At 50.4% G+C, this 21,059-nt stretch carries 23 protein-coding genes and 1 tRNA gene; 12 read left to right on the top strand and 12 right to left on the bottom strand.

Annotation, left to right across the window (positions count from 1 at the left end; translation table 11 throughout):
* Positions 1-7 precede the first annotated feature (7 nt).
* Positions 8-1,249 carry a vWA domain-containing protein gene (locus ACZ45B_RS11000; protein ID WP_024545053.1) on the bottom strand — a complete coding sequence of 414 codons (1,242 nt, stop codon included), beginning with the start codon at positions 1,247-1,249 and terminating at the stop codon, positions 8-10.
* Between the two features lie 237 nt (positions 1,250-1,486).
* On the opposite strand from ACZ45B_RS11000, the gene ACZ45B_RS10995 reads away from it, so the two are divergent.
* From ACZ45B_RS10995 to ACZ45B_RS10965, 7 genes are all read left to right on the top strand, one after another.
* Positions 1,487-2,095 carry a hypothetical protein gene (locus ACZ45B_RS10995; protein WP_024545052.1) on the top strand — a complete coding sequence of 203 codons (609 nt, stop codon included), beginning with the start codon at positions 1,487-1,489 and terminating at the stop codon, positions 2,093-2,095.
* A gap of 58 nt (positions 2,096-2,153) precedes the next feature.
* Positions 2,154-3,320 (top strand): aminotransferase class V-fold PLP-dependent enzyme, encoded by a 1,167-nt coding sequence (locus ACZ45B_RS10990; protein WP_024545051.1) that lies wholly within the window; start codon positions 2,154-2,156, stop codon positions 3,318-3,320.
* A 68-nt stretch (positions 3,321-3,388) separates the two neighbouring features.
* Entirely contained in the window at positions 3,389-3,907 is a 519-nt protein-coding gene (locus tag ACZ45B_RS10985; RefSeq protein ID WP_024545050.1) for a hypothetical protein, read from the top strand.
* Between the two features lie 9 nt (positions 3,908-3,916).
* Complete coding sequence (locus tag ACZ45B_RS10980) at positions 3,917-4,336, top strand: YraN family protein (protein ID WP_024545049.1); 420 nt, start codon at positions 3,917-3,919, stop codon at positions 4,334-4,336.
* A 47-nt stretch (positions 4,337-4,383) separates the two neighbouring features.
* A complete protein-coding gene (locus tag ACZ45B_RS10975) occupies positions 4,384-5,874 on the top strand; it encodes a BCD family MFS transporter (RefSeq protein ID WP_024545048.1) in 1,491 nt (496 codons plus the stop codon).
* 67 nt (positions 5,875-5,941) lie between these two features.
* A complete protein-coding gene (locus tag ACZ45B_RS10970) occupies positions 5,942-6,871 on the top strand; it encodes a UDP-glucuronic acid decarboxylase family protein (protein ID WP_024545047.1) in 930 nt (309 codons plus the stop codon).
* Between the two features lie 34 nt (positions 6,872-6,905).
* Positions 6,906-8,255, top strand: a complete 1,350-nt coding sequence (locus ACZ45B_RS10965) for a UDP-glucose dehydrogenase family protein (protein WP_024545046.1) — start codon at positions 6,906-6,908, stop codon at positions 8,253-8,255.
* A gap of 78 nt (positions 8,256-8,333) precedes the next feature.
* Here ACZ45B_RS10965 and ACZ45B_RS10960 read toward each other — a convergent pair whose 3' ends face one another.
* The 8 genes from ACZ45B_RS10960 to tatA form a co-directional block, all read right to left on the bottom strand.
* Positions 8,334-9,335 (bottom strand): hypothetical protein, encoded by a 1,002-nt coding sequence (locus ACZ45B_RS10960; protein ID WP_024545045.1) that lies wholly within the window; start codon positions 9,333-9,335, stop codon positions 8,334-8,336.
* A 139-nt stretch (positions 9,336-9,474) separates the two neighbouring features.
* Positions 9,475-10,257, bottom strand: coding sequence for a matrixin family metalloprotease (locus tag ACZ45B_RS10955; protein ID WP_024545044.1), 783 nt, complete (start codon positions 10,255-10,257; stop codon positions 9,475-9,477).
* Positions 10,258-10,276: 19 nt separating this feature from the next.
* Entirely contained in the window at positions 10,277-10,519 is a 243-nt protein-coding gene (secG, locus tag ACZ45B_RS10950; protein WP_012307832.1) for a preprotein translocase subunit SecG, read from the bottom strand.
* Positions 10,520-10,574: 55 nt separating this feature from the next.
* Positions 10,575-12,152, bottom strand: a complete 1,578-nt coding sequence (gene gpmI, locus ACZ45B_RS10945; RefSeq protein ID WP_024545043.1) for a 2,3-bisphosphoglycerate-independent phosphoglycerate mutase — start codon at positions 12,150-12,152, stop codon at positions 10,575-10,577.
* Between the two features lie 144 nt (positions 12,153-12,296).
* Positions 12,297-13,844, bottom strand: a complete 1,548-nt coding sequence (locus tag ACZ45B_RS10940) for a GldG family protein (RefSeq protein WP_051352887.1) — start codon at positions 13,842-13,844, stop codon at positions 12,297-12,299.
* A 43-nt stretch (positions 13,845-13,887) separates the two neighbouring features.
* Positions 13,888-14,682: an ABC transporter permease gene (locus ACZ45B_RS10935; RefSeq protein ID WP_315862119.1), complete on the bottom strand. Its 795-nt coding sequence runs from the start codon at positions 14,680-14,682 to the stop codon at positions 13,888-13,890.
* Positions 14,669-15,649 carry an ABC transporter ATP-binding protein gene (locus tag ACZ45B_RS10930; RefSeq protein ID WP_024545040.1) on the bottom strand — a complete coding sequence of 327 codons (981 nt, stop codon included), beginning with the start codon at positions 15,647-15,649 and terminating at the stop codon, positions 14,669-14,671. Before ACZ45B_RS10930 ends, ACZ45B_RS10935 begins: the two co-directional genes overlap by 14 nt.
* 41 nt (positions 15,650-15,690) lie before the next feature.
* Complete coding sequence (tatA, locus tag ACZ45B_RS10925) at positions 15,691-15,867, bottom strand: twin-arginine translocase TatA/TatE family subunit (RefSeq protein ID WP_024545039.1); 177 nt, start codon at positions 15,865-15,867, stop codon at positions 15,691-15,693.
* A 169-nt stretch (positions 15,868-16,036) separates the two neighbouring features.
* On the opposite strand from tatA, the gene ACZ45B_RS10920 reads away from it, so the two are divergent.
* Positions 16,037-16,774: a phycocyanobilin:ferredoxin oxidoreductase gene (locus ACZ45B_RS10920; RefSeq protein ID WP_029681674.1), complete on the top strand. Its 738-nt coding sequence runs from the start codon at positions 16,037-16,039 to the stop codon at positions 16,772-16,774.
* A 149-nt stretch (positions 16,775-16,923) separates the two neighbouring features.
* Here ACZ45B_RS10920 and ACZ45B_RS10915 read toward each other — a convergent pair whose 3' ends face one another.
* From ACZ45B_RS10915 to ACZ45B_RS10905, 3 genes are all read right to left on the bottom strand, one after another.
* Positions 16,924-17,253, bottom strand: coding sequence for a hypothetical protein (locus ACZ45B_RS10915; RefSeq protein WP_024545037.1), 330 nt, complete (start codon positions 17,251-17,253; stop codon positions 16,924-16,926).
* Between the two features lie 134 nt (positions 17,254-17,387).
* Positions 17,388-17,460, bottom strand: a tRNA-Arg gene (locus ACZ45B_RS10910).
* A gap of 198 nt (positions 17,461-17,658) precedes the next feature.
* Positions 17,659-17,856, bottom strand: coding sequence for a DUF2949 domain-containing protein (locus ACZ45B_RS10905; RefSeq protein WP_024545036.1), 198 nt, complete (start codon positions 17,854-17,856; stop codon positions 17,659-17,661).
* 543 nt (positions 17,857-18,399) lie between these two features.
* On the opposite strand from ACZ45B_RS10905, the gene ACZ45B_RS10900 reads away from it, so the two are divergent.
* From ACZ45B_RS10900 to bioU, 4 genes are all read left to right on the top strand, one after another.
* Positions 18,400-18,741: a histidine triad nucleotide-binding protein gene (locus ACZ45B_RS10900; RefSeq protein ID WP_024545035.1), complete on the top strand. Its 342-nt coding sequence runs from the start codon at positions 18,400-18,402 to the stop codon at positions 18,739-18,741.
* Between the two features lie 120 nt (positions 18,742-18,861).
* Positions 18,862-19,422 carry a gamma-glutamylcyclotransferase gene (locus tag ACZ45B_RS10895; protein WP_024545034.1) on the top strand — a complete coding sequence of 187 codons (561 nt, stop codon included), beginning with the start codon at positions 18,862-18,864 and terminating at the stop codon, positions 19,420-19,422.
* A 48-nt stretch (positions 19,423-19,470) separates the two neighbouring features.
* Complete coding sequence (locus ACZ45B_RS10890) at positions 19,471-19,959, top strand: acyl-CoA thioesterase (protein ID WP_024545033.1); 489 nt, start codon at positions 19,471-19,473, stop codon at positions 19,957-19,959.
* A 70-nt stretch (positions 19,960-20,029) separates the two neighbouring features.
* Positions 20,030-21,016: a (S)-8-amino-7-oxononanoate synthase BioU gene (gene bioU, locus ACZ45B_RS10885; RefSeq protein WP_024545032.1), complete on the top strand. Its 987-nt coding sequence runs from the start codon at positions 20,030-20,032 to the stop codon at positions 21,014-21,016.
* Positions 21,017-21,059 lie beyond the last annotated feature (43 nt).

Genomic DNA, 21,059 nt, shown 5'->3' with positions numbered 1-21,059 from the left:
TGGGATATTAGGGTTGAATCATGGTTTTGGCGGCAATGCGCGTCCGTTTGCGATCGCCTTCTGAGAGTGCTTGCCCAGACTGGAGTTGGGTGGCGTTTTGCTGAAGGACAGTTGCGGCGTTTTTATCTCCCAATTGAATCGCTGTTTGGGCTGCCGTTTGCAAGAGGGTTGCGGCCCCTTGGCGATCGCCTGCCTTGAGTTTATCTTCGGCTAATTGGGTTTGACGATATTTTGCGAGGGCAAGGATTGACTGCTGCACAGCGGGGTTCGGGGCTGGCTGATATTGACTCTGTACCGCCACTGTCACAGGCATACTTTCAGACATAAGACGCGTTTGACCAGTGGCAGGGTCGTCATAGCGTACCTGGGCCAGGGCAATGGTCTGCTGGCCTGGGGGGAGTTGATCGATGTAGAGATTAGCCAAAATAATCCGAGGAACATCGGTTAAGAGATCCCCCAGGCGCACCCCGTAGAAATCCCCCTCCCGTTGCACGGGGAGTTCGATGGTTTCTGGAGCAACTTGGGCGAGGGGTTTGAGGTCGGCCAGCCGTGCCCCCGGGGTCAGTTGTAGCAGCAATTGGGCATTGGTGAGTCCCACCGACTGAGCGCGTTGGAGGAGCCGTTCAAATTCCCTCAGGGCTTGGTCTGGTGCTTCAATGTAGGCCAGACTACCATTGGCAGCGTCGGCGATGGTTTCGAGGACGTCTTGGTTCCAATTTTCTCCAAAACCGAGGGTGTTGAAGGTGACTCCATATTCGGCGGCAACTTTGGCAATTTCTAAGCAGCGGCCATTGTCGCCATGTTCATTTTCTCCATCGGTGAGCATAAAAACTTGGGCAACTCGTTTTCCTGGGCTACTGGTGAGTTCCTGGAGGCCAAGCTTGAGCCCATCGTCGATACATGTTCCCCCAGCGGCTTCGAGGCGGTTGATTTTGGCTTTGATCTGGGCCTTGTCTGTGACTTCTTGGTTGGCGACAATCACTTTGGCCTTGTGGTCAAAGGCAATGACAGAGAGGCGATCGCCCGGCTGGAGTTGATCGACCAGTTGTAAAGCGGCTTCCTTAACGGTGCGCAAGGGTTGCCCGGCCATGGAGCCACTATGGTCAAGCACCAGGCACAGGTTTAGGGGGAGGGCATTTTGGGAATCAGCGGCGATCGCCCCAATCGAAATGGAAAGTTGCCGTTGACTTTGGGGCTGATTGGCATCGAGGTGAGCATCGCTCAGGAGTGCTTGGAGTCCGACTTTCATGGTTGTTAATTTTGCGATAACGGCGGGAGAATATTTGGTCTAATCCCAGGGGCAAGGTCGCCATTTCAGCATAACTGCTTCTTTTTCGGAACGGGCAAAGCCGAAGGTTTTTTTCATGAATCAATCACCCAAACAGGGCGCAAAAAATTGCTCCCCCGGTCAAAAAGCACTTTGATATTCATCAAGGACGCTCACCATGAATACAATACTCAGTAGATCCTTCCCCCCACAAAACCGATGGAGAAAGACGCAAAAAGCCCCTTGATCCTGATTTTACCCTGTGCACTGTTGATGACCGTGTTCATTAGCGTTTGGACAGTCTGCGTTGTGGTGATCGCCTTTTGTGTCGCTTGGTTTCTGTGGCAACAGTACCGTTGGCAGCAGCTCAATCACACCCTCACCCCCAGTTTTCGTCGCCTCATCGAAGCGAACCAGGGGAAGATCACCGTTGCCGATCTAACCACAGCAACGGGGCTAGCTGGTCAGGATGTGCGCTGGTTTCTCAATCACCAGGTGAAGAAATATGGTGCTCAAACCCTGAATTATGAGCAAGGTGTCGTTTATTATTTCCTCACTAGTGGCGCCCTTGGCAGTATGTTTAACGGTAGTGACCCAGAGCAAAAACCCGTCACCGCCCAGACCCAAACAACAGCGCAAATGCCATCGGTAGAACCACCGCCACCGATGATTCAGACGGAACTGGCTAAACGTTTTTCGGTTCACCCCAGCACCCTCAATAAACGGCGGAAAAAAGCGAATTTTGCCGAATGGAGTAAGGTGAAAGACCCTGACAATATTCCCTGGCGCTATGATCCCAAAACCAAGCAGTTTTCTCCCCAGATGTGACTCGATTTTTCGCCCGTTGCCCCCATCATTGAAAAATTTCATTTTTTAGAAAAAATTTATGGCTGACCTGCACGCCCACCGTCAACAGTTCCCCGCCCTCGCCCACAAAAACTACTTTAACTATGGCGGCCAAGGGCCACTGCCCCAAGCCAGCCTCAGCGCCATTCTCGACAGTTATCAGCAGGGCGAAATGCAGGGGCCGTTTTCCCTCGCCATGGGCCAATGGGAAAATGAGGTGATTCGGGATCTGCGTCAGGCGATCGCCACTGAGTTAAATGCTCAACCAGAAAATATTGTCCTCACCGAAAATGTTACCGCTGGCTGTAATATCGCCCTCTGGGGCATCGATTGGCAGGCCGGCGACGAAATTTTATTGGGGGACTGTGAACACCCAGGGATTGTGGGCATTGTCCAGGAAATTGCGGCTCGTTTTGCTGTAAAAATTCGCATCTGTCCCCTGTTGGACACCTTGAATGCAGGGGATCCGGTGGCGGCGATCGCCCAACAGTTAACCCCCCAGACCCGCCTGCTGGTGATCAGCCATCTGTTTTGGAATACGGGTCAAGTGCTTCCTCTAAAGGAGATTTGCGCCCACTGCCACCAAGGGAATGTTCAAGTGCTGGTAGATGCGGCCCAGTCTTTTGGAGTATTGCCCCTCGATTTGCCAGATCTCGGTGTTGATTTCTATGCTTTCACCGGCCATAAGTGGTGGTGCGGCCCCGCCGGAGTGGGAGGACTCTATATTTCCCCAGGGGCGATCGCCCAACATCGACCGACTTTTATCGGTTGGCGCGGCGTGACCCAATGGCCCTCCACGACAGAGGTAACTCTGGCGCCAGATGGCCGCCGCTATGAAGTGGCCACCTCCGCCTATCCCCTCTACGTTGGTTTAACCGCATCCATGGGTTTTCATCAGCAATGGGGCACAACGGCCGAGCGCTACCGACAAATTTGCGAAATCAGCGCCTATGCTTGGGAAAAACTGAACGCGATCGCCCAGGTGCAATGTCTTAAAACTGCGCCCCCCGCGTCCGGTTTAGTCTCATTTCGGGTAGACGCCCCCCAGAGTCACGCCGAAATTGTTAAACAACTAGAAGGCCAAGGTTTTTGTTTGCGGACGATCCGTTTCCCTGACTGTATCCGTGCCTGTACCCACTATTTCACCACCTCAGCAGAAATTGACCAGTTGGCGATCGCCTTGAAAACCTGCCTCGAAACTGCCTGATTCTTTTATCTGGCCGGAGGCGATCGCCTACAATCAAACTCAAGTAACCCCATTGTTTTTGACTGTCTATGAACTACCTGATCGCCGTATTTCCTGACCGAATCACCGCCGAAGAAGCCTTCACCCAATTAGAAAAAGCCCAAGTCCCCACCAAAAGTCTCGCCATTGTCGGCAAAGGCTACCAAACCGCCGATGAATTTGGCTTTATCGACCCCTCCAAGCAGGCCCGTAAACAGGCAAAACTGATGGCTACCTGGCTGATTCCCTTCGGTTTTTTTGGGGGTTTTGTCTTTGACTACATCACGGGGCTCGATACCTTTGCCTGGGCGGGGACACCAGGGAATCACATCGTCGGCGGCTTCGCTGGGGCGATCGGCGGGGCGATGGGGAGTTATTTTGTGGGCACAACCATTGGTTTAGCCGTCGGTGGTGGCGATGCTTTGCCCTACCGCAATCGTCTTAATGCCGGTAAATATTTAGTGATCTACAAATACGAGCTGAATAAATACCGCGACCTTGTGACTCGTCTACTTCAAGAACAAAACCCCGAAAACCTCCAGGGCTATTCGGAATCCGGCGGCATGTAGAGAAAATCAATGGCTGATCCAGCAGCAAAAAAATTAGCGGCCCTGGCCCTGGGAGAACAGGGAGAACTGTTTGTGCAGCAACACCTAGAGACCCAGGGTTGGCAGATTATCGCCCGCCGTTGGCATTGTCGCTGGGGAGAGTTGGATTTAGTGGCCTTGGATCCTGCTTCTCAACTGTTGGCCTTTGTGGAAGTAAAAACGAGAAAATCGGGCAGCCTAGATCACCAAGGGCTTTTGGCGATCACCCCTAGTAAGCAGCGTAAAATCATCCAGGCTGCCTTGCATTTTTTAGCTCAATTTCCCCAGTATGAAAATTACGGTTGTCGCTTTGATGTGGCTCTGATCACCTGCGGCAAAGGCGTCAATGGTGCTCCTGAATTGAGTCTGATCGATTATCTCGCCGGGGCATTCGAGGCCGATGCATTCTAGAATGGAGGTGATTTTTTGTCCGCTAAAAGCCTGAAGGCGATCGCCCCATGACCACCTCTGAAGTCACCTCCACTGCCCAAGCTAATTTCCCCACGGTCGGCCCCTTTACAATGTTCCGCCTGGGGTTGTTTAACTTGGGTCTTGGCTTAATGTCTGTGTTGACCCTGGCCGTACTGAACCGGGTGATGATCAGCGAATTGAGTATTCCGGCCACCGTAACGGCGGGGGCCCTGGCCATACCGCAGTTTATGGCCCCAGCGCGGGTCTGGTTTGGACAGCTCTCGGACAGCAAAAAGATTTTTAATCTCCACCGCAGCGGTTATGTCTGGATTGGCACCGTATTATTTGGAGCAGCGATTTTTCTAGCGGTGCAAATCGTCTGGCAGTTGGCGATCGCCGTGCGAGCCAATGGCGGCTGGGCCTGGTCGGGGGAGACGCTACTGTGGGCGATCGCCCTGGGGGCCGTGCTCGGCTTTTATGGTCTAGCCTTAAGCTCTACCTCGACCCCATTTACAGCGCTGCTGGTCGACATTTCCGAGGAAGATAGCCGTTCCAAAATTGTCGCGGTGGTTTGGTCGATGCTCCTGTTTGGTGTAGTTATTGGGGGTATCAGCGGTAGTATTTTTCTCGATCGTGTGCAACAGGCCGGGGTGATCTTAGGGGCGAATGCGGGGGCGATCATTTCCCAGGGAGAAAAACTCCTCAATACCCCCGTTGAAACGCTGATCGGGCCAATCAATTCCTTATTTCTCATTGTGCCGGCGATCGCCTTTGGGCTTGGGTTACTGGGGACCCTCGGCGTTGAACGTAAATATTCTCGTTTTAATCAGCGTAACGCCCCCAGCAATCGCGAAGACCAAATCACCTTCCGCGATTCTCTCAAGGTGGTGGCCAGCAGCCGACAAACGGCTATTTTTTTCGGCTTTCTTGTCACCTTTACGATCAGCTTATTTATGCAGGAAGCGGTACTAGAACCCTATGGCGGTGAGGTGTTCGGTATGTCCATCGGCGAAAGTACCCTGCTGAATTCCTACTGGGGAATGGGGGTCTTGGTGGGTTATAGTGTCACGGGCTTTCTTGTGGTGCCCCGCATCGGTAAAAAGAATACGGCCCGCTTTGGTTGTCTGTTGACGGCGGCCTGTTTCTTTTTAATTATCCTGGCAGGCTTTACCCAGCAGCCAAAAATCCTCCAATACGCTCTCATCCTTTTCGGCATGGCCACGGGGATCGGCACCATCGGCGCCATTAGTTTGATGCTCGATCTGACTGCTGCGGAAACTGCGGGGACTTTTATCGGCACTTGGGCCTTGGCTCAGGCGATGTCCCGAGCGATCGCCACCTTGATGGGCGGTGTGGTTCTCGATATTGGTCGGGCCATCTTTCAAACGCCGCTCCTGGCCTACAGCAGCGTATTTGTACTCCAGGCGATCGGCATGTTTAGCGCCATATTTATTCTCAATCAGGTGAATATCCGCGAATTCAAAGAAAATACCCAGCAGGCGATCGCCACAATCCTCGAAGGGGAACTCGATGGCTAGACAGAGACTCGATCTGTCGCTACCGTTAGAAAGACCATCTGAGCATTTACGGTGCTAAAAACGCCCCATGAGAATTCTAGTAACTGGTGGTGCAGGATTTATTGGCTCCCACCTCGTTGATCGCCTGATGGCCGAGGGCCATGAAGTGATCTGCCTCGATAACTTTTATACAGGCCGCAAGCAGAATCTCCTTAAGTGGATTGGCAATCCCTATTTTGAGATGGTGCGCCATGACATTACTGAACCAATTCGCCTCGAAATAGACCAGGTTTATCATCTCGCTTGTCCCGCTTCGCCCGTCCATTACCAATTCAATGCCATTAAAACCGTCAAAACCAACGTGATCGGCACTTTGAACATGTTGGGGTTGGCAAAACGAGTCAAAGCAAGAATTTTACTGGCTTCCACTTCTGAAGTGTATGGCGATCCGGATATCCATCCTCAACCAGAGACTTATCATGGTAACGTCAATCCCATTGGAGTCAGATCCTGTTACGACGAGGGGAAGCGGATCGCAGAGACACTTGCCTTTGATTATCATCGTTCCAATGGGGTCGATATTCGTGTTGCTCGTATTTTCAACACCTATGGTCCCAATATGCTGCCTAATGATGGGCGCGTGGTCAGTAACTTTATTGTTCAGGCGTTGCAAGGAAAACCACTGACGGTCTATGGAGATGGTTCTCAAACTCGCAGTTTCTGCTATGTGAGCGATTTAGTTGAAGGATTAATTCGTCTGATGAACCAAGACTTTATTGGGCCCGTCAATTTAGGCAATCCTGATGAGTACACCATTTTGGAGTTAGCCCAAACGATTCAAAACATGGTTAATCCTGATGCTGAACTGGGTTTTGAGCCGCTGCCCCTGGATGATCCGCATCAACGACAACCGGATATTACTCGGGCCAAAACTTATCTAAATTGGCAGCCAACAGTGCCTCTTCAAGAGGGATTAGCGAAAACAATCACCTATTTTCGCAATTATTTCACAGCGTAAATCGTTTTAAGAATATTAGGATCAAAAAATTATGATGAAGGTTTGTGTCATTGGAACGGGTTATGTGGGCCTCGTGACGGGGGTTTGTCTAGCCCACGCAGGCCATGAGGTGATTTGCATTGATAACAATGAACAGAAAGTCAAGTTAATGCAGGCAGGGCGATCGCCCATTTATGAGCCCGGCTTAGCTGAACTGATGCAACAGGGTATGGCATCGGGTCGTTTGCAATTTAGTACAGATCTCGGTTTTGGAGTCAGCCACGGAGAAATTTTGTTTATTGCCGTCGGGACGCCAGCTTTACCCACAGGGGAAAGTGATACCCGCTATGTGGAAGCTGTGGCCAAGGGCATTGGTGAGCATCTACCCGTCGATAGCTACAAGGTAATTGTGAACAAGTCCACGGTGCCCATTGGGTCGGGGGATTGGGTGCGGATGCTGGTTCTCGATGGGGTTAAACAGAAAGAAAATGGGCACACTGTCCAATTTGATGTGGTCAGTAACCCGGAATTCCTCCGGGAAGGGTCGGCAATCTTCGATACCTTCAACCCGGATCGCATCGTCCTCGGCAGCAGTAACCCCAAGGCGATCGCCCTGATGAAAGAGCTCTATGCTCCCCTCATTCAGGGAGAATTTAGTGAACCAAGTCATCCAAAGCCGATTCCGGTGGTAGAAACAGACTTAAATTCTGCTGAAATGATTAAATATGCGGCAAATGCCTTCCTTGCAACAAAAATCAGTTTTATCAATGAAGTGGCCAATGTGTGCGATCGCGTAGGGGCAGATGTGATTCAGGTGGCCCAGGGCATCGGCCTCGACAGTCGCATTGGTAATAAATTCCTCCAAGCAGGTCTCGGTTGGGGGGGCTCCTGTTTTCCGAAGGATGTGGCAGCACTCATTCACACTGCAGAAGATTATGGCTACCAAGCCCAACTTCTAGAGGCCGCAGTGGCTGTGAATAATCGCCAAAAACTAATTGTTGTCGAAAAGCTGCAGCAGGAACTGAAAATCCTCAAGGGTAAAACCATTGGTCTGTTGGGTTTGACCTTTAAGCCAAATACCGATGATATGCGCGATGCCCCTTCTTTAAAACTGGTCGCTGAGCTGAATCGTTTAGGAGCCAGGGTAAAAGCCTATGACCCAATTGTTTCTCAAAATGCCATTAGTCATGGTCTTTCAGGGGTAATCATTGAAGACAGCCCAGAAATGCTGGCAGATACCTGCGATGCGCTCGTTTTAGTAACTGATTGGCAAGAATTTCTCAGTCTTGACTATGGTCAATTGGGCGATCGCCTCCAACAGCGCCTCATCATTGATGGGCGTAATTTCCTTAATCGCGCGGTTTTAGAAAGTCTCGGCTTCCGCTATGTCGGTATTGGCCACTAGGTTTAATGATGACTTGAAAATGCCGATAGTTACGAATCGACCATCGTCATTTTCAAGTCATTCAAGGATAATTTTGATTTAATATTTACGCCAACGGTTAAGGTAAAATTCCCCCACGCTGGTAACGGCTGTTGTTTGATGAGCTTTAGATTCTAAAATACGGAGGCGATCGCCTTGGGTTTTATATTGCTGTTTTAAATCGCTATAAGCTTGTTGGAGACTGGCCAAAGCCTGGGTTCGATCCGCTTGGGCGGCTTTGAGAGCTTCTTCCAATTGGGTAACTTTTCGTCCTAGGGAAGCTTGGGCCTGAGTTGCCTCCTGAAACTGTCCTTGGAGCTGTTCTTTTTCTTGGCGCAGGGCGGTAATGGTTTCTTGAAGTTCTGCCTCAGTTACTTTTGCCGCAGCGTTGGCATTGGACTGTTGTTGCAATTGCGCTACCATTGCTTTTTCAGCTTCGATGCCTTTTGTTAAAGCAGCTTGATCGATTTTTGTCTGGGCAAGAATCTGATCTTTTTTGTCAATTTCCTGTTGTAATGCAGCTTTTTCTAGGGCAACTCGGTCCAATTTTTGCTGCATCTCTTGCATTGCTCGAGTGGATTTTTTAAGTTGAGCTTCTTGTTCTTTTAATTGTGTTTCAAGGGCAGTGATTTTTGTCGTTTGAGCTGTTGTCAAACCTGTAGATTTTGCCGGGACAACAGTTTCCTGACGAGGGGCATTGGCGGCGACTAATTTAGCTTCTAAATCTGCAATTATTTTCTCTTGGGCAGTGATTTTTTCTGTTAATGTAGCGCTATCCACAGAATCCGAAAATACTGCCGGGGCAGAGCTTAATGCAGTATTTTCAGCAAGACTGACTTGCACTTGGGGCTCATCATCTGCTTTTTGGGTGACGGTAACACAAAGGTTTTTTTCTGCTTCTGGAGCGGCGATCGCCACAGCGCCTGCCATGAGATTCTCCACAAAAGCTGACCGAGAAAAGCCAGATTTCTGGGCCATTTCTGCGAGGCGATCAATGGCTTGGGACGTAAGGGACAGAGTGACAGCACTTTTGCCAGTGGTCTTACGTTTTTTCTTTACCATGTAGATTGCCTCAAAGTTTGATCTGATTTTTAACTATAGGATAGAAATCTCCCCCCTGTAAAGTCGGTAATTTAGTTCACAATACTTTATAAAAAAGGCAGATTGACTTGCTTTTGGGAAGTGGGGATCGGAGCATTTACTATTGTTTAAAGTCTGGCATTGGCCACCCCAAGCGGGTGGGTTGTTGGTAAATTTTTCGGAGTGTATTGATGTCGGTGGTGGTGATCCGCGAGGCTGCACCCAATTGACTTGCAAACAGGGCATCTTCAGAATTTGGGCTGTGACCCCAGATACCAAGGGCATGGCCCAGTTCGTGGCGGGCGGTGTTTTCGGTGGCGATCGCCCCTTGGTGGTCATTGAGAAAAATCGTCATGCGGTGGCGCAGAATCTGATCGGCATCCACATAAAATTCATAGCGGGTTTCGGCATTGCGACCCAGAAAATAGCGACTTGCTCCCGTCTTTGGATCTACCTGTTTCTGAACGGGGGGGGCTTGGCGCCGAACTACAATATCTGCTGTTTCCGGTTCTGGGGTGAGTACCAAGGGAAGATAAGGTTGCCATTGGGCGATCGCCGCGGTAACCGCTTGCTGCCACTGCTGTTGTCGGGTTTGGGCAGCGGGACTGGCGAGGGGGTCTGGGGCTGGCAGGTAAACTTTGACCGGGAAATCAGTCCAAATCAAATGGCCCGCAGGAGTAGCAGTCACCTCTGCAAAGTAATCTTCTGCATTGACCGTTCTCGGTAATGCCGCCAAAGTCTCTGGTAAAGGATGGCTACGGAGTGCCGGTAATTGGGCGGCGACCTCCGGACTGAGGCCATAGCTCCCCCAATGGATCCCGAAGGCGATCGCCAGGCCCCATATCCAAGCAAACCAAAAACGCCACCCCAAGAGATGACGTCGCAAAAAAACAACCAGTGGCATTAGCAATAGCAAAGGTGTTCTACTGACCGACAACAGGAGTGAGCCAACCAGCGCTCAGGATCACCGTTAAACTCATGAAAGTAATGCAAAGAATCCAGGTAGCACGGTTAAGAGCTGTTTCAGCACTCTTGGTGCTTGTAAACATTTGGGCTTGACCGCCAATACCACCGAGACCATCCCCTTTGGGACTATGGAGCAGAACCAGCAGGATTAACCCCACCGCTGAGACCATCCACACGATTTGTAAAATAGATTCCAACATAGAACTTAAGATTAAATAGACAGAAGCTGAGGGCTAGATCCCTTAGGATAACCGATTAGCGGCGATGGGTGACTGCATAAGGGGCAGGGGCGATTAAAGATTTTCCGGTCATTTCTTCCGGTTGCTCAATGCCGAGAATATCGAGAATAGTTGGGGCCACATCCGCCAGGCAGCCATTTTCCCGCAGCATGACGTCGGCACCATGGCCAACTACTTTTCGCTGTTCTCCTTCAATGAGCATAAATGGCACCGGATTTGTGGTGTGGGCCGTCCAAGATTTGCCATTTTCATCGGCCATATATTCGGCATTACCATGGTCAGCGGTGATGAGAGTCGTTCCTCCCATCTTACCGACGGTGGCAACCAAGCGGCCTAGGCAGGCATCCACCGCTTCGATCGCCTGAACCGCCGCTTCGAGTTTGCCGGTATGACCAACCATATCTGGGTTGGCATAGTTGATGACGACTAGGCTGTAAATCCCTTTTTCGATCGCCTTGCAAGCCGCATCCGTCACTGCCTGGGCTGACATTTCCGGCTTTTGGTCATAGGTGGCCACCTGGGGGCTCGCAATCAATTCGCGGTCTTCCCCTGCAAAGGCCACTTCCAGGCCGCCATTGAAGAAATAAGTGACGTGGGGATATTTTTCTGTTTCAGCGGTACGGAACTGTTTTAGACCATTATCCGCAATCACTTCCCCAAGAATTTTTGTCAAATTTTGGGGGGCAAAGGCTACCGGTACCGGTAAGTTCACATCGTACTGAGTAAAGGTGACAAAATTTAGATCCGGAATTTGTCCCCGTTCAAAGCCCTGGAAGTTTGGATCGACAAATGCATAGGACAATTGACGGGAGCGGTCAGGACGGAAGTTATAAAAAATCACCCCATCACCTGCTTCGATCGCCCCAGCTTTGAGACGTACCGGGAGAATAAATTCGTCGGTGACTCCTTGGTCGTATTGTTCCTGGAGAATCTCTGCAAAGGAGCGTTCATCAATGGCGTCATTTTGGGTCATCACGTCATAGGCTTGCTTGACCCGGTCCCAACGGCGATCGCGGTCCATGGCAAAGTAGCGGCCACTGATGGTGGAGATGGAGCCAACCCCGAATTTATCAATATGGGATTGGATCTGTTGCAGATAGCGAATCCCTTCGGTGGTGTTGGTGTCCCGGCCATCGGTAATGGCATGGATATGCACATCAGCAATGCCATTAACTTTGGCGAGATCTAATAGACCAAGCAGATGGTTAATGTGAGAATGGACGCCCCCATCAGAGCAAAGACCGATTAAATGGAGCTTCTTCCCAGCTTGGCGAGTTTCGCGACAGACTTTAACGAGCACATCGTTGCGGAGGAAGGAACCATCTTCAATGGCATCGGAGATTCGGACGAGTTCTTGGGGGACAACGCGACCTGCCCCTAGGTTGAGGTGACCCACCTCAGAATTTCCCATTTGACCGTCTGGCAATCCCACCCTCTTTCCAGATGTGTGGATTAATGTCGAAGGGTATGTAGCGAAAAAGGCATCGACATTGGGGGTTGCGGCAGTCGCGATGGCATTTGCATTAGTTTCTTGACGGTAGCCCCAGCCATCTAAGATTACGAGCACCACTGGGGATACAGGTGCGTTCGCCATGATGAATTCTTTCCTCTACTGTGGGTCTGTGTGTGGGGAATGCAAATTGATAATAGCACTTTCTGTAATTTAGACTATCATTCCCAAAAGTTAATAATGTTTTAATCTTATTTTTTCAAAATTTACTGAAATTGGGCGCAAATTCTAGCGACGTTGCCAGAGACAGAAGATTGCGGCGCCCACGCCCCCTAGGGGAAAAATAATCGGTGCGAGCCAAGCGATCGCCATAATTTGCCAACGGCCTAAATTTAAACGACGATTTTGGGCGGCTTTGGGTTGAATGGCGAGGGGGGCATTCTCGACTTTAGCCAACCAGTTAACGGTATTTAAAAACACATCGCTGTTGTGATATTGTCCGAGCCAGCCATTGGTGACAAAGGTGCTGTTACCGATTGCCACAAGCCTTATTGTCTCCATTGTAGCTTCAGGATTTTGTTTTTCTAAGGCCCAACCGAAGGGGATTGGCCCCTGGCGATCGCCTGGCGGATCAAAGGTGGGATCCGGGATTTCAGGATTGCTTTCGGCCCAAGTTTCAGCATCACTGCTCAGAATGGGTGTGCCTTGAATGGTTTCTGATGCGTCAAACAACAGCGGCCTGACGTCTTGATAGATGGACATGCGGTTTGTGAGCGCTGCGGTGATCGGGTGTGCCTCATATTCAGTAATGAGCAAACTGGATTGACCCAGCCCCAAAAATTCGGCCCGGTTTATGCCATCGAGAATCAGGTGTTGGTCGAGGCTCAGACCCCAGTCATCAAGCAGGTTATCTAATGCGGGATCCGTTTGGGGATCAAGGGATAGTAGTAAGCTCCCCTGATTTTCGAGGTGCTGTTGCAGCAGGTTCACTTCCTCGGGCAGGAGGGAAGTTTGAGGAGCAATGAGGGCGATCGCCTCGGCGTCAGGAGGCAACACAGGGTTTTGAATCAGGTTCAGGGGGCTCACTTGGTAGCTCTGGCTTTCGAGGAGTTGCACCATTTGCCCAAGACCCCCCGGACTTTGATCGAGGGGCGGTTCCCCATGGCCCTGGAGTAGATAAAAATGGGGCTGGCGATCGCCTTGGATCCGCAAAATGCTATTGGTCAGTAGACTCTCATTGAGGGGTTCCCCCTGGGCGAGGACAGTGACTAACTGGGTGCGATCGCCATATTCGAGATGGACTTCCCCCTGACTTTGGACATTAAAGCGGCGAGCAGCGGCAATATCCTGGTTGGGATCCACGAGGGCATAGCGGAACTGGCGGGGGTTCAGGCGCTGGTAATTATCAAGGAAAGGTTCTAGATTAGCGTCGTCTGTGCCCTGGAAAATTCGCACCGTTAAAGGCTGGGAAAGATTTTGCAGCACGCCCTGGGTTTGGGAAGAGAGGGTATAGAGCTGGGTTTCAGTGAGATCTAAGCGCACGACCATTTGGGCCGCGAGAAAGTTGGTTAGGCAAAAAATCACCACAATGGCGATCGCCCCGACTAAACCATTCGTCCCCATGCGAGTAGATCGTTTCCCCAAAAAATTCGTGAACCAGCCCTGGCGCTGAAAAAGATGACCCAAGCTTAGACCCATGACCACCAGGCCCGGCAGCAGGAAACCATAGGCTAACCCTTCCCCCGTGGCGACCAATACCACCAGCCCCGCCACCACTAGGGCCAAACTAAACCAGAGGAGATATTGTGCCAACCGTTGCCAAATCTTCATCGTCATTATCTGTAATTCTTTTATACTTGCGAATCCCTGGGGTCAACCACTAACGCCGTGTCCACCGCAGCGCCTCAATCGACTGGGCTGTCAGCACCACCCCAAGGACGCTATAACTCAACAGCAACACCACACTACTACTGTCTAAAATGCCGGCGAGGAAATAGTTGTAATGCCTCAGGAGGGATAGATGTTTGAGGCCAGCCCCCAAAACACCAGGCAGGCGATCGCCCAACAGATCCAACAACCACAACAGCAGCACCAGGCAAAAGGTGAGCACCGCCGCCACCAGGGAACTTTCTGTCAGGGACGAAATAAACATCCCCAGGGAGAGAATTGCGGCGACGAGTAGTAATAATCCTAGGTGGGGCAGTAGTAAAAGACCCAGGGGAAAGGCTGGCTCTGCCCCTGTGAAAATAATCAGTTCCCAAATAATCATCGGTAGCAGTAGAACCGAAAAAAAAGTCAGAACCCCAAGTAATTTACCGACAGCTACCGCCCAGTTGGTGATCGGCGAAGTAGCGAGTAACTCTAAAGTGCCCTGCTTGCGTTCTTCGGCATAGAGCCCCATGGACAGCAGCGGCAAAAGAAATAGCACCAAAACCCCCAAAACACCGAAAAAGGCCCGTAAAAATTCACTGGCCACATCGACTGGCGGTAGCTCTCCCCCCATTTGTTCCTGGGTCGCCACAAAGGTGATGATCCCCTGGGGGCCAATGAGGAGAGTGAGAAAGAAAATCCCCCCCAATAACCAGAGGAGTGCCGCAAAAATGTAGGCGAGGGGGGAGAAAAAATAGCTTTGGAGTTCCCGGCGAAAGATCGCCACAATATTATTGAGAATCAGCATTGGGTAATTCTGTAGTGGGCTCAGTGGGCGCGGCCGTTTCTGCCTTTAACAGCTCCAGGAACACATCCTCAAGGCTAGGCCGCAAGCGTTGCAGTTCATAGAGATGAATGCCACCATTGACGAGGGTTTTGGCAATGTCTCGACCCAAATCAGGATTATCAGCGGTGGTTAAGCGGAAACGGGGGCGATCGCCTGATTCGAGTGGTTCAATGCGACTGACGATTCCCAGGGGTGCCAGGACATTTTCCAGCTGGGGGCGGTCGCCATCAATTTCGATGTCATAACCGTGGCCACCGAGAAAGTGATGTTGCAGATTAGCCGGCGTATCGGTAGCGACGAGATGCCCTTGGTTAATCATTACTACCCGGTCGCAGGTGAGGCTCACCTCTGACAATAAATGGGTGGAGAGCAAAACAGTGCGATCGCCCCCAAGGGATTTGATCAGGTGGCGCACCTCGATCATCTGGGCCGGATCTAAACCAACGGTGGGTTCATCGAGGATAATCACCGGCGGGTCATGGATGATCGCCTGGGCGATGCCCACCCGCTGTCGGTAGCCCTTAGATAGCTTGCGGATATGGACATTGGCCTTGGGCTGCAACTGACATTTTTCCAAAGCAGCCGTAATTTTTTCGGGGCGATCGCCTGGGGGAATTCCTTTAATCTGGGCGACAAAATCCAGAAAGCCCACCACGGTCATATTCGGATAGAGAGGCGGATTTTCTGGCAGATAACCCAAATTACGCCGCACTGCCATCGATTCGTCGTGGACATCATAACCCGCAACTTTCGCTGTGCCCGCTGTCGCTGGCAGATAGGCACTTAGAATGCGGAGGGTCGTGGTTTTCCCCGCGCCGTTTGGCCCCAAAAAACCGACAATTTCCCCCGCCTCGACCCGGAAACTCAGGTCGGCGATCGCCACTGTCTGGCCATAGGTTTTACTGAGCTGTTCAACTTCGATCATCGTTCAGGAAAAATTAGGCGATCGCAATCCAATGACGTCAATTAACGACGCTCCGAGTCACTATAGTCATCCTGGCCTTCTGGAGCCTCGATTTCTTCCTTAAAGCCCCGGAGCGTTTTACCGAGGGCCGCCCCCACTTCCGGGATTTTCTTCGGGCCAAAAATCAAGACCACAACCCCTAAAATTAGCAAAACTTCCGGCCAACCTAAGCCAAACATGGGCATATCCTTTGCAAACGTTAATTTATGGGACAATTCTGCCGCATTAGCAGCGGTTCCAGTATATCTTTGGTTCTGAAATTCTGGGTCGAAAGCGATCGCCGTTGATCCCTATCCCCAACCCTAAGCTTTTTGAAACCCCTTTTTTAAAACTTCTCTACTAATATCCATGAGTGCTCCCACCACCAAGCCCACCTTTTATCCCCTCATTGAACAGCTCGCCGGGGTGATCCTCGACACCTGGCAGGAAAACCTTGACCTCGAACCCTTTACCCTGCCTGACGACCTTGGTTATATCGAAGGCAAACTAGAAGGGGAGCGGTTGACCATCGAGAATACCTGCTACCAGAGTCAGCATTTCCGCAAAATGCATCTAGAAATGGCAAAAGTGGGAGCAAATCTTGATATTCTCCACTGCGTGATGTTTCCCCGCGCCGAATATGCCCTACCGATGTTTGGCTGCGATTTAGTCGGGAATCCCCGGGGGGTTAGTGCGGCGATCGCCGATCTGTCGCCCACCAGTGCCAATAAAACCCTTTCGCCCGCTTATCAGGAAAAACTGCGGCAAAACCAAAGCACATTAAATTTTTCCCAGCCCCGCGATCTGCCAGAATGGGGTGCGATTTTTTCGGAATTTTGCCTCTTCATTCGCCCCAGCAATACCAGTGAAGAACAGCAGTTTTTGGAGCGGGTGCGGGAATTTTTAACGATTCATTGTCAGCAAGCCAAAACCCTCAGTCCCCTCACCCCGGCAGAACAGGCGATTTATTTAGCTGGGCAACAGCATTACTGCCAAGAGCAGCAACGCAATGACAAAACCCGCCGCGTCCTGGAAAAAGCCTTTGATCCGGACTGGGCGGAGCGTTATATGAGTCAGGTACTCTTTGATATTCCTGCTTCTGAGTAATGTTAAACATAAACAAAGACAGTGAAGTAATTCACCTTTTGTATTTCCCTGTTTTAACAAACTCTAATTACTTGAATAAATGAAATAGTCAAGGCGATTATGAGGACAATGTAAGATATTTATGAACTCATTAGTAGAGTAAATGATATTTAGTTTCCACAGCAACGGTCAATGCCTAAGCTATCGAGAATAAGATCACTTACGGCATTGGCCACCGCAAATTCACCATAGAAAGATTCTTTAAAATTGAATGATCGCATCTCTGTGACGATCGCAATCACCAAGGAGCCCAAATCATTTTCCCCTTCGAGCCGCTGGCGCACATAGATTTCTCGGGCGCGATTAGCAATTTTTTCGTTGGCGGGCTCCGGAAGAAATTCTGTATCCAGCCAATGTTGTAGAGATTGTTGGAGCCATTGCCCCTCGATCGCCGGATCTGTGATCGGCGGTAACGTAATCGGCGGAATCGGTTCGGCCATAAAATCGCAAAACGTGCATGGTAGCGGACTGTCTTTCAGTATATCAAGTTCCCTTAAGCCAGAAGCTGAATCGTCCCCAAGAAAAACGACCTGCCCCTTCCGGGAAGCAAGTCGTTGATTTTTTCTTTTTTTGACGAGCACGGAGGGATTCGAACCCCCGACCCTCAGAACCGGAATCTGATGCTCTATCCACTGAGCCACGTGCCCATACAGGAATACAACAATAGCATATTTTTCCATGATGCAGAAGTTGTTTCTCAAGTTTTTCAACTGGGCTATATCCCTAGGGAAAAAGTTGCTATCTAAAAAGAGAGTATTCTCGAATACTCCCCGTGGCACTTTCTTCAGCAGACATCTAATAGGTGATAGATCAGGGCGATCGCCTAACAAGAGAAGTTACAAGCCCTAAGCAGTTTCGAGCCATTCGTAGATTCGGTCTAGCTGTTCAAGGGTGACAAGACCATATTGCCAGAGAACCATCGGTAAGGGATGGTGTGCCGAGCCTTTAGCCCGGTGACGTTCCATCACGGAGATTGATTCTCCAGGGATAGCGAGCTCTTCCTTGAGGAAATGAATAAATTTTGAGTAGGTGATCGGCGTCATAGGTTGTTTTACGCTCCATACTTGACGGAAGTGGCGCTCTTATCTAGAGGGGCTAAGGAGTAGGATATGCATTGATCGATGGAGATGGCGTGAAGATTCGAAGGTTCTTAATGAAGTTTACGATCGCCAATCTTCATCTTGGTCTCAGATATGAAAGAAGTCTGTAGTAAGGATCACAGCCATTAGACAGGTTGGCTCAAGCTGGCTTTGACTTGAGAGTTGTCCCGATTTTAAAGGCGCTTCATTCTTGATCGTCTGCGGTTTCTATTTTTGTAACCTTAAGTTAGTCGAGAGCCAGAGGATTAAGAACAGGTGACATTACCAAAGAAGTTGGTTGGGTGCTGGATTTTCTTTAAAAAAAGTAAGCCAAGAGGTTTAAAGTCCATATGGTACTGCGCTTTTTAGCGTTCGGCAATAATCTTAAGATCTTTTTTGGTTTGTGCCTGCGGGGAAGATTTCCCTTCACTGAACTTAATAGTTACAGTCCCTAAGCTAACAAACCGATACAATAACTCCCCAGAGACTTTCACAAGGCTGTAGCCCATGAGCGATACGATTTTTGCCAAGATTATTCGACGTGAAATTCCAGCAGACATTGTTTATGAAGATGACCTTGCCCTAGGGTTCCGTGATGTGAACCCCCAGGCTCCCGTGCATATTTTGGTCATCCCCAAAAAGCCAATTCCGATGCTTTCAGAAGCTGATGATGCCGATCAAGCCCTCCTCGGACATTTACTATTGACTGTCAAAAAGATTGCCCAGCAGGAAAATTTAGCAAAGGGCTATCGGGTTGTCTTAAATACAGGGGAGGATGGGGGACAGACAGTATTCCATCTCCATCTTCATCTGCTTGGCGATCGCCCCCTCGCTTGGCCTCCTGGCTAGGCAGCAACAATCCCACCCTAATTTATGTATTAAACTTTGATTTCGTTTAGAATTTATTTGAAATTCAACTACGCTTTTAATCTGTCTATCAGCTTTTCGTCATCCTGAGGTACTTCACCAATGTCCTTCGATCCGGCTGACACCTCCCTTTTTACCCGCCTTACCCCTGAACCGAAGGTCGTGACCCGTCGTGAAGATGGCTTCTACTATTTCGCCTATGGTTCTTGTATGTGTCCGGTAGATCTGGGGCGGACTATTGGCGAAGATGCCCATAACTATGTCGTCGGGCTGGGAATTTTAAGAGACCATCGGCTGGCATTTAATCGTAAATCTCCCAAGCGTGATACTTGCGGTGTTTTAGATGTGGTTCCCCAACCAGGCAGCCATGTAGAAGGAGTGCTCTATCATTTGCCTTGGCATGTGAGTGACAAACTAGATGAGCGGGAAGAAATCCCAATTAATGGTTATCGCCATGAACAGGTCACTATTGAGTGCCAGGGGCAAGAGTTTTTGTCGGTACGAATTTATGTAGTTGTCGACAAAGCGCCCCAGGAAGTCCCTCCAGATGACTGGTATTTTTATGTGGTGATGCGGGGAGCCATAACTGCCGGACTGTCACGAGATTATTCCTGGCGTCTGTTTAATCACATGAAACAGCTACAACGGCGCCAGACCCTTTAAAATTTGTCTTGCAAGTCTGTGATGTTGTGTCCTTCAGGAAGAGGATCTATGGTTCCCCCCGAACAGCAAGAATTACCAACAACGGCGATCGCCCGTTCCCCAGCCCTCCATGCCACCAGTGAACCCTGGTTTGAGTATCCCGTGACCGTCTATCCCCACCACACTGACTATGCAGGGATTGTTTGGCATGGTACGTACCTCACCTGGATGGAAGAAGCCCGAGTTGCTTGCCTCGACTCCATCGGTATTAATTTCGCTGACTTTGTGAAGTTGGGTTGTGATTTGCCCGTGGTGGAACTGTCTACCCGCTACCACAACGCCCTAAAAATGGGAATGGCGGCGATCGTCAAAACCCGGATGAACGACATCCAAGGGGTACGCATGGAATGGGAGTATCGGATTGAGTCCCCTGATCGCAAAACCCTCTACCTCAGCGGGCGGGTTACCCTCGTGAGCGTTGACCGGGAAAAAGGTAAAATTATGCGCCAGCTCCCCCCAGCGGTGGAAGAGGTCTTCAAGAAAATTCGTGGGATTTAGAGCCATTTCTACCGATAATAGACAGTCTATGGTGGACTAACAAAAGTTTTGACGTTTATAGAGAATCACTATGAATAATGTTATTCGTGTCGGTGTGCTGGGCTTTGGTGGCCTGGGTCAAGCGGCAGCCCGATTGCTCGCCCAAAAATCAGAAATGCGCCTGGTGGCAGCAGCTGATCACAAAGGATATATTTACAACCCTGCTGGCCTCGATACCCAAACCTGTATCAGTACTTATAATCAACAGGGTTCCGTGGGCCATGTGCCGGAATATGGTGTCCTGAGCAACAACAGCATTGCAGATTTGATTGAAGAGGGTGAAATTGACGGCTTTTTCCTCGCGCTGCCCAACCTGCCCAACACCTTCATGGCCGATGTCACCCGGCAATTTGTTTCTTCCGGCTGGCAGGGGGTTTTGGTTGATGCGCTGAAGCGCACCAGTGCCATGGAACAAATTTTGTCCCTACGCGATGCTGTCGAGCAGGCAGGAATCACCTATATGACGGGTTGTGGGGCGACCCCCGGTTTACTGACCGCCGCCGCCGCCGTCGCTGCCCAGAGTTTCGCTGAAGTCCACAGCGTGAAAATCACCTTCGGGGTGGGAATTGCCAACTGGGAAGCCTACCGGGCCACAATCCGCGAAGATATTGCCCATATGCCTGGTTATACCGTTGAAAAGGCGCGGGCGATGACAGATGCGCAAGTAGAAGCTCTGTTAAATGAAACCAACGGCATTATCTCCCTGGAAAATATGGAGCATGCCGATGATCTGATGCTGGAATTGGCTGGAATTTGCAGCCGCGATCGCGTCACGGTTGGTGGCGTCGTCGATACGCGCAATCCGAAGAAACCCCTCAGCACCAATGTGCAATTGACAGGGCGCACCTTTGAGGGCAAGATTTCAACCCACACTTTCACCCTCGGGGATGAAACCAGTATGGCTGCGAATGTGTGCGGTCCTGCCTTTGGTTACCTGAAAACAGGTGTTTGGCTGCGGAAACAAGGTTTAACAGGTATTTTCACAGCGGCGGATGTAATGCCCCAATTCGTGAAGTAAGCCTTTTAATGACCCCCCTAACATTTCAAATCAGGGGGGCTCT

The sequence above is a fragment of the Picosynechococcus sp. NKBG15041c genome, from assembly GCF_055380235.1.
Note: the sequence above shows the minus strand (reverse complement) of the source record. Positions and strands in the feature narration are given on the sequence as shown.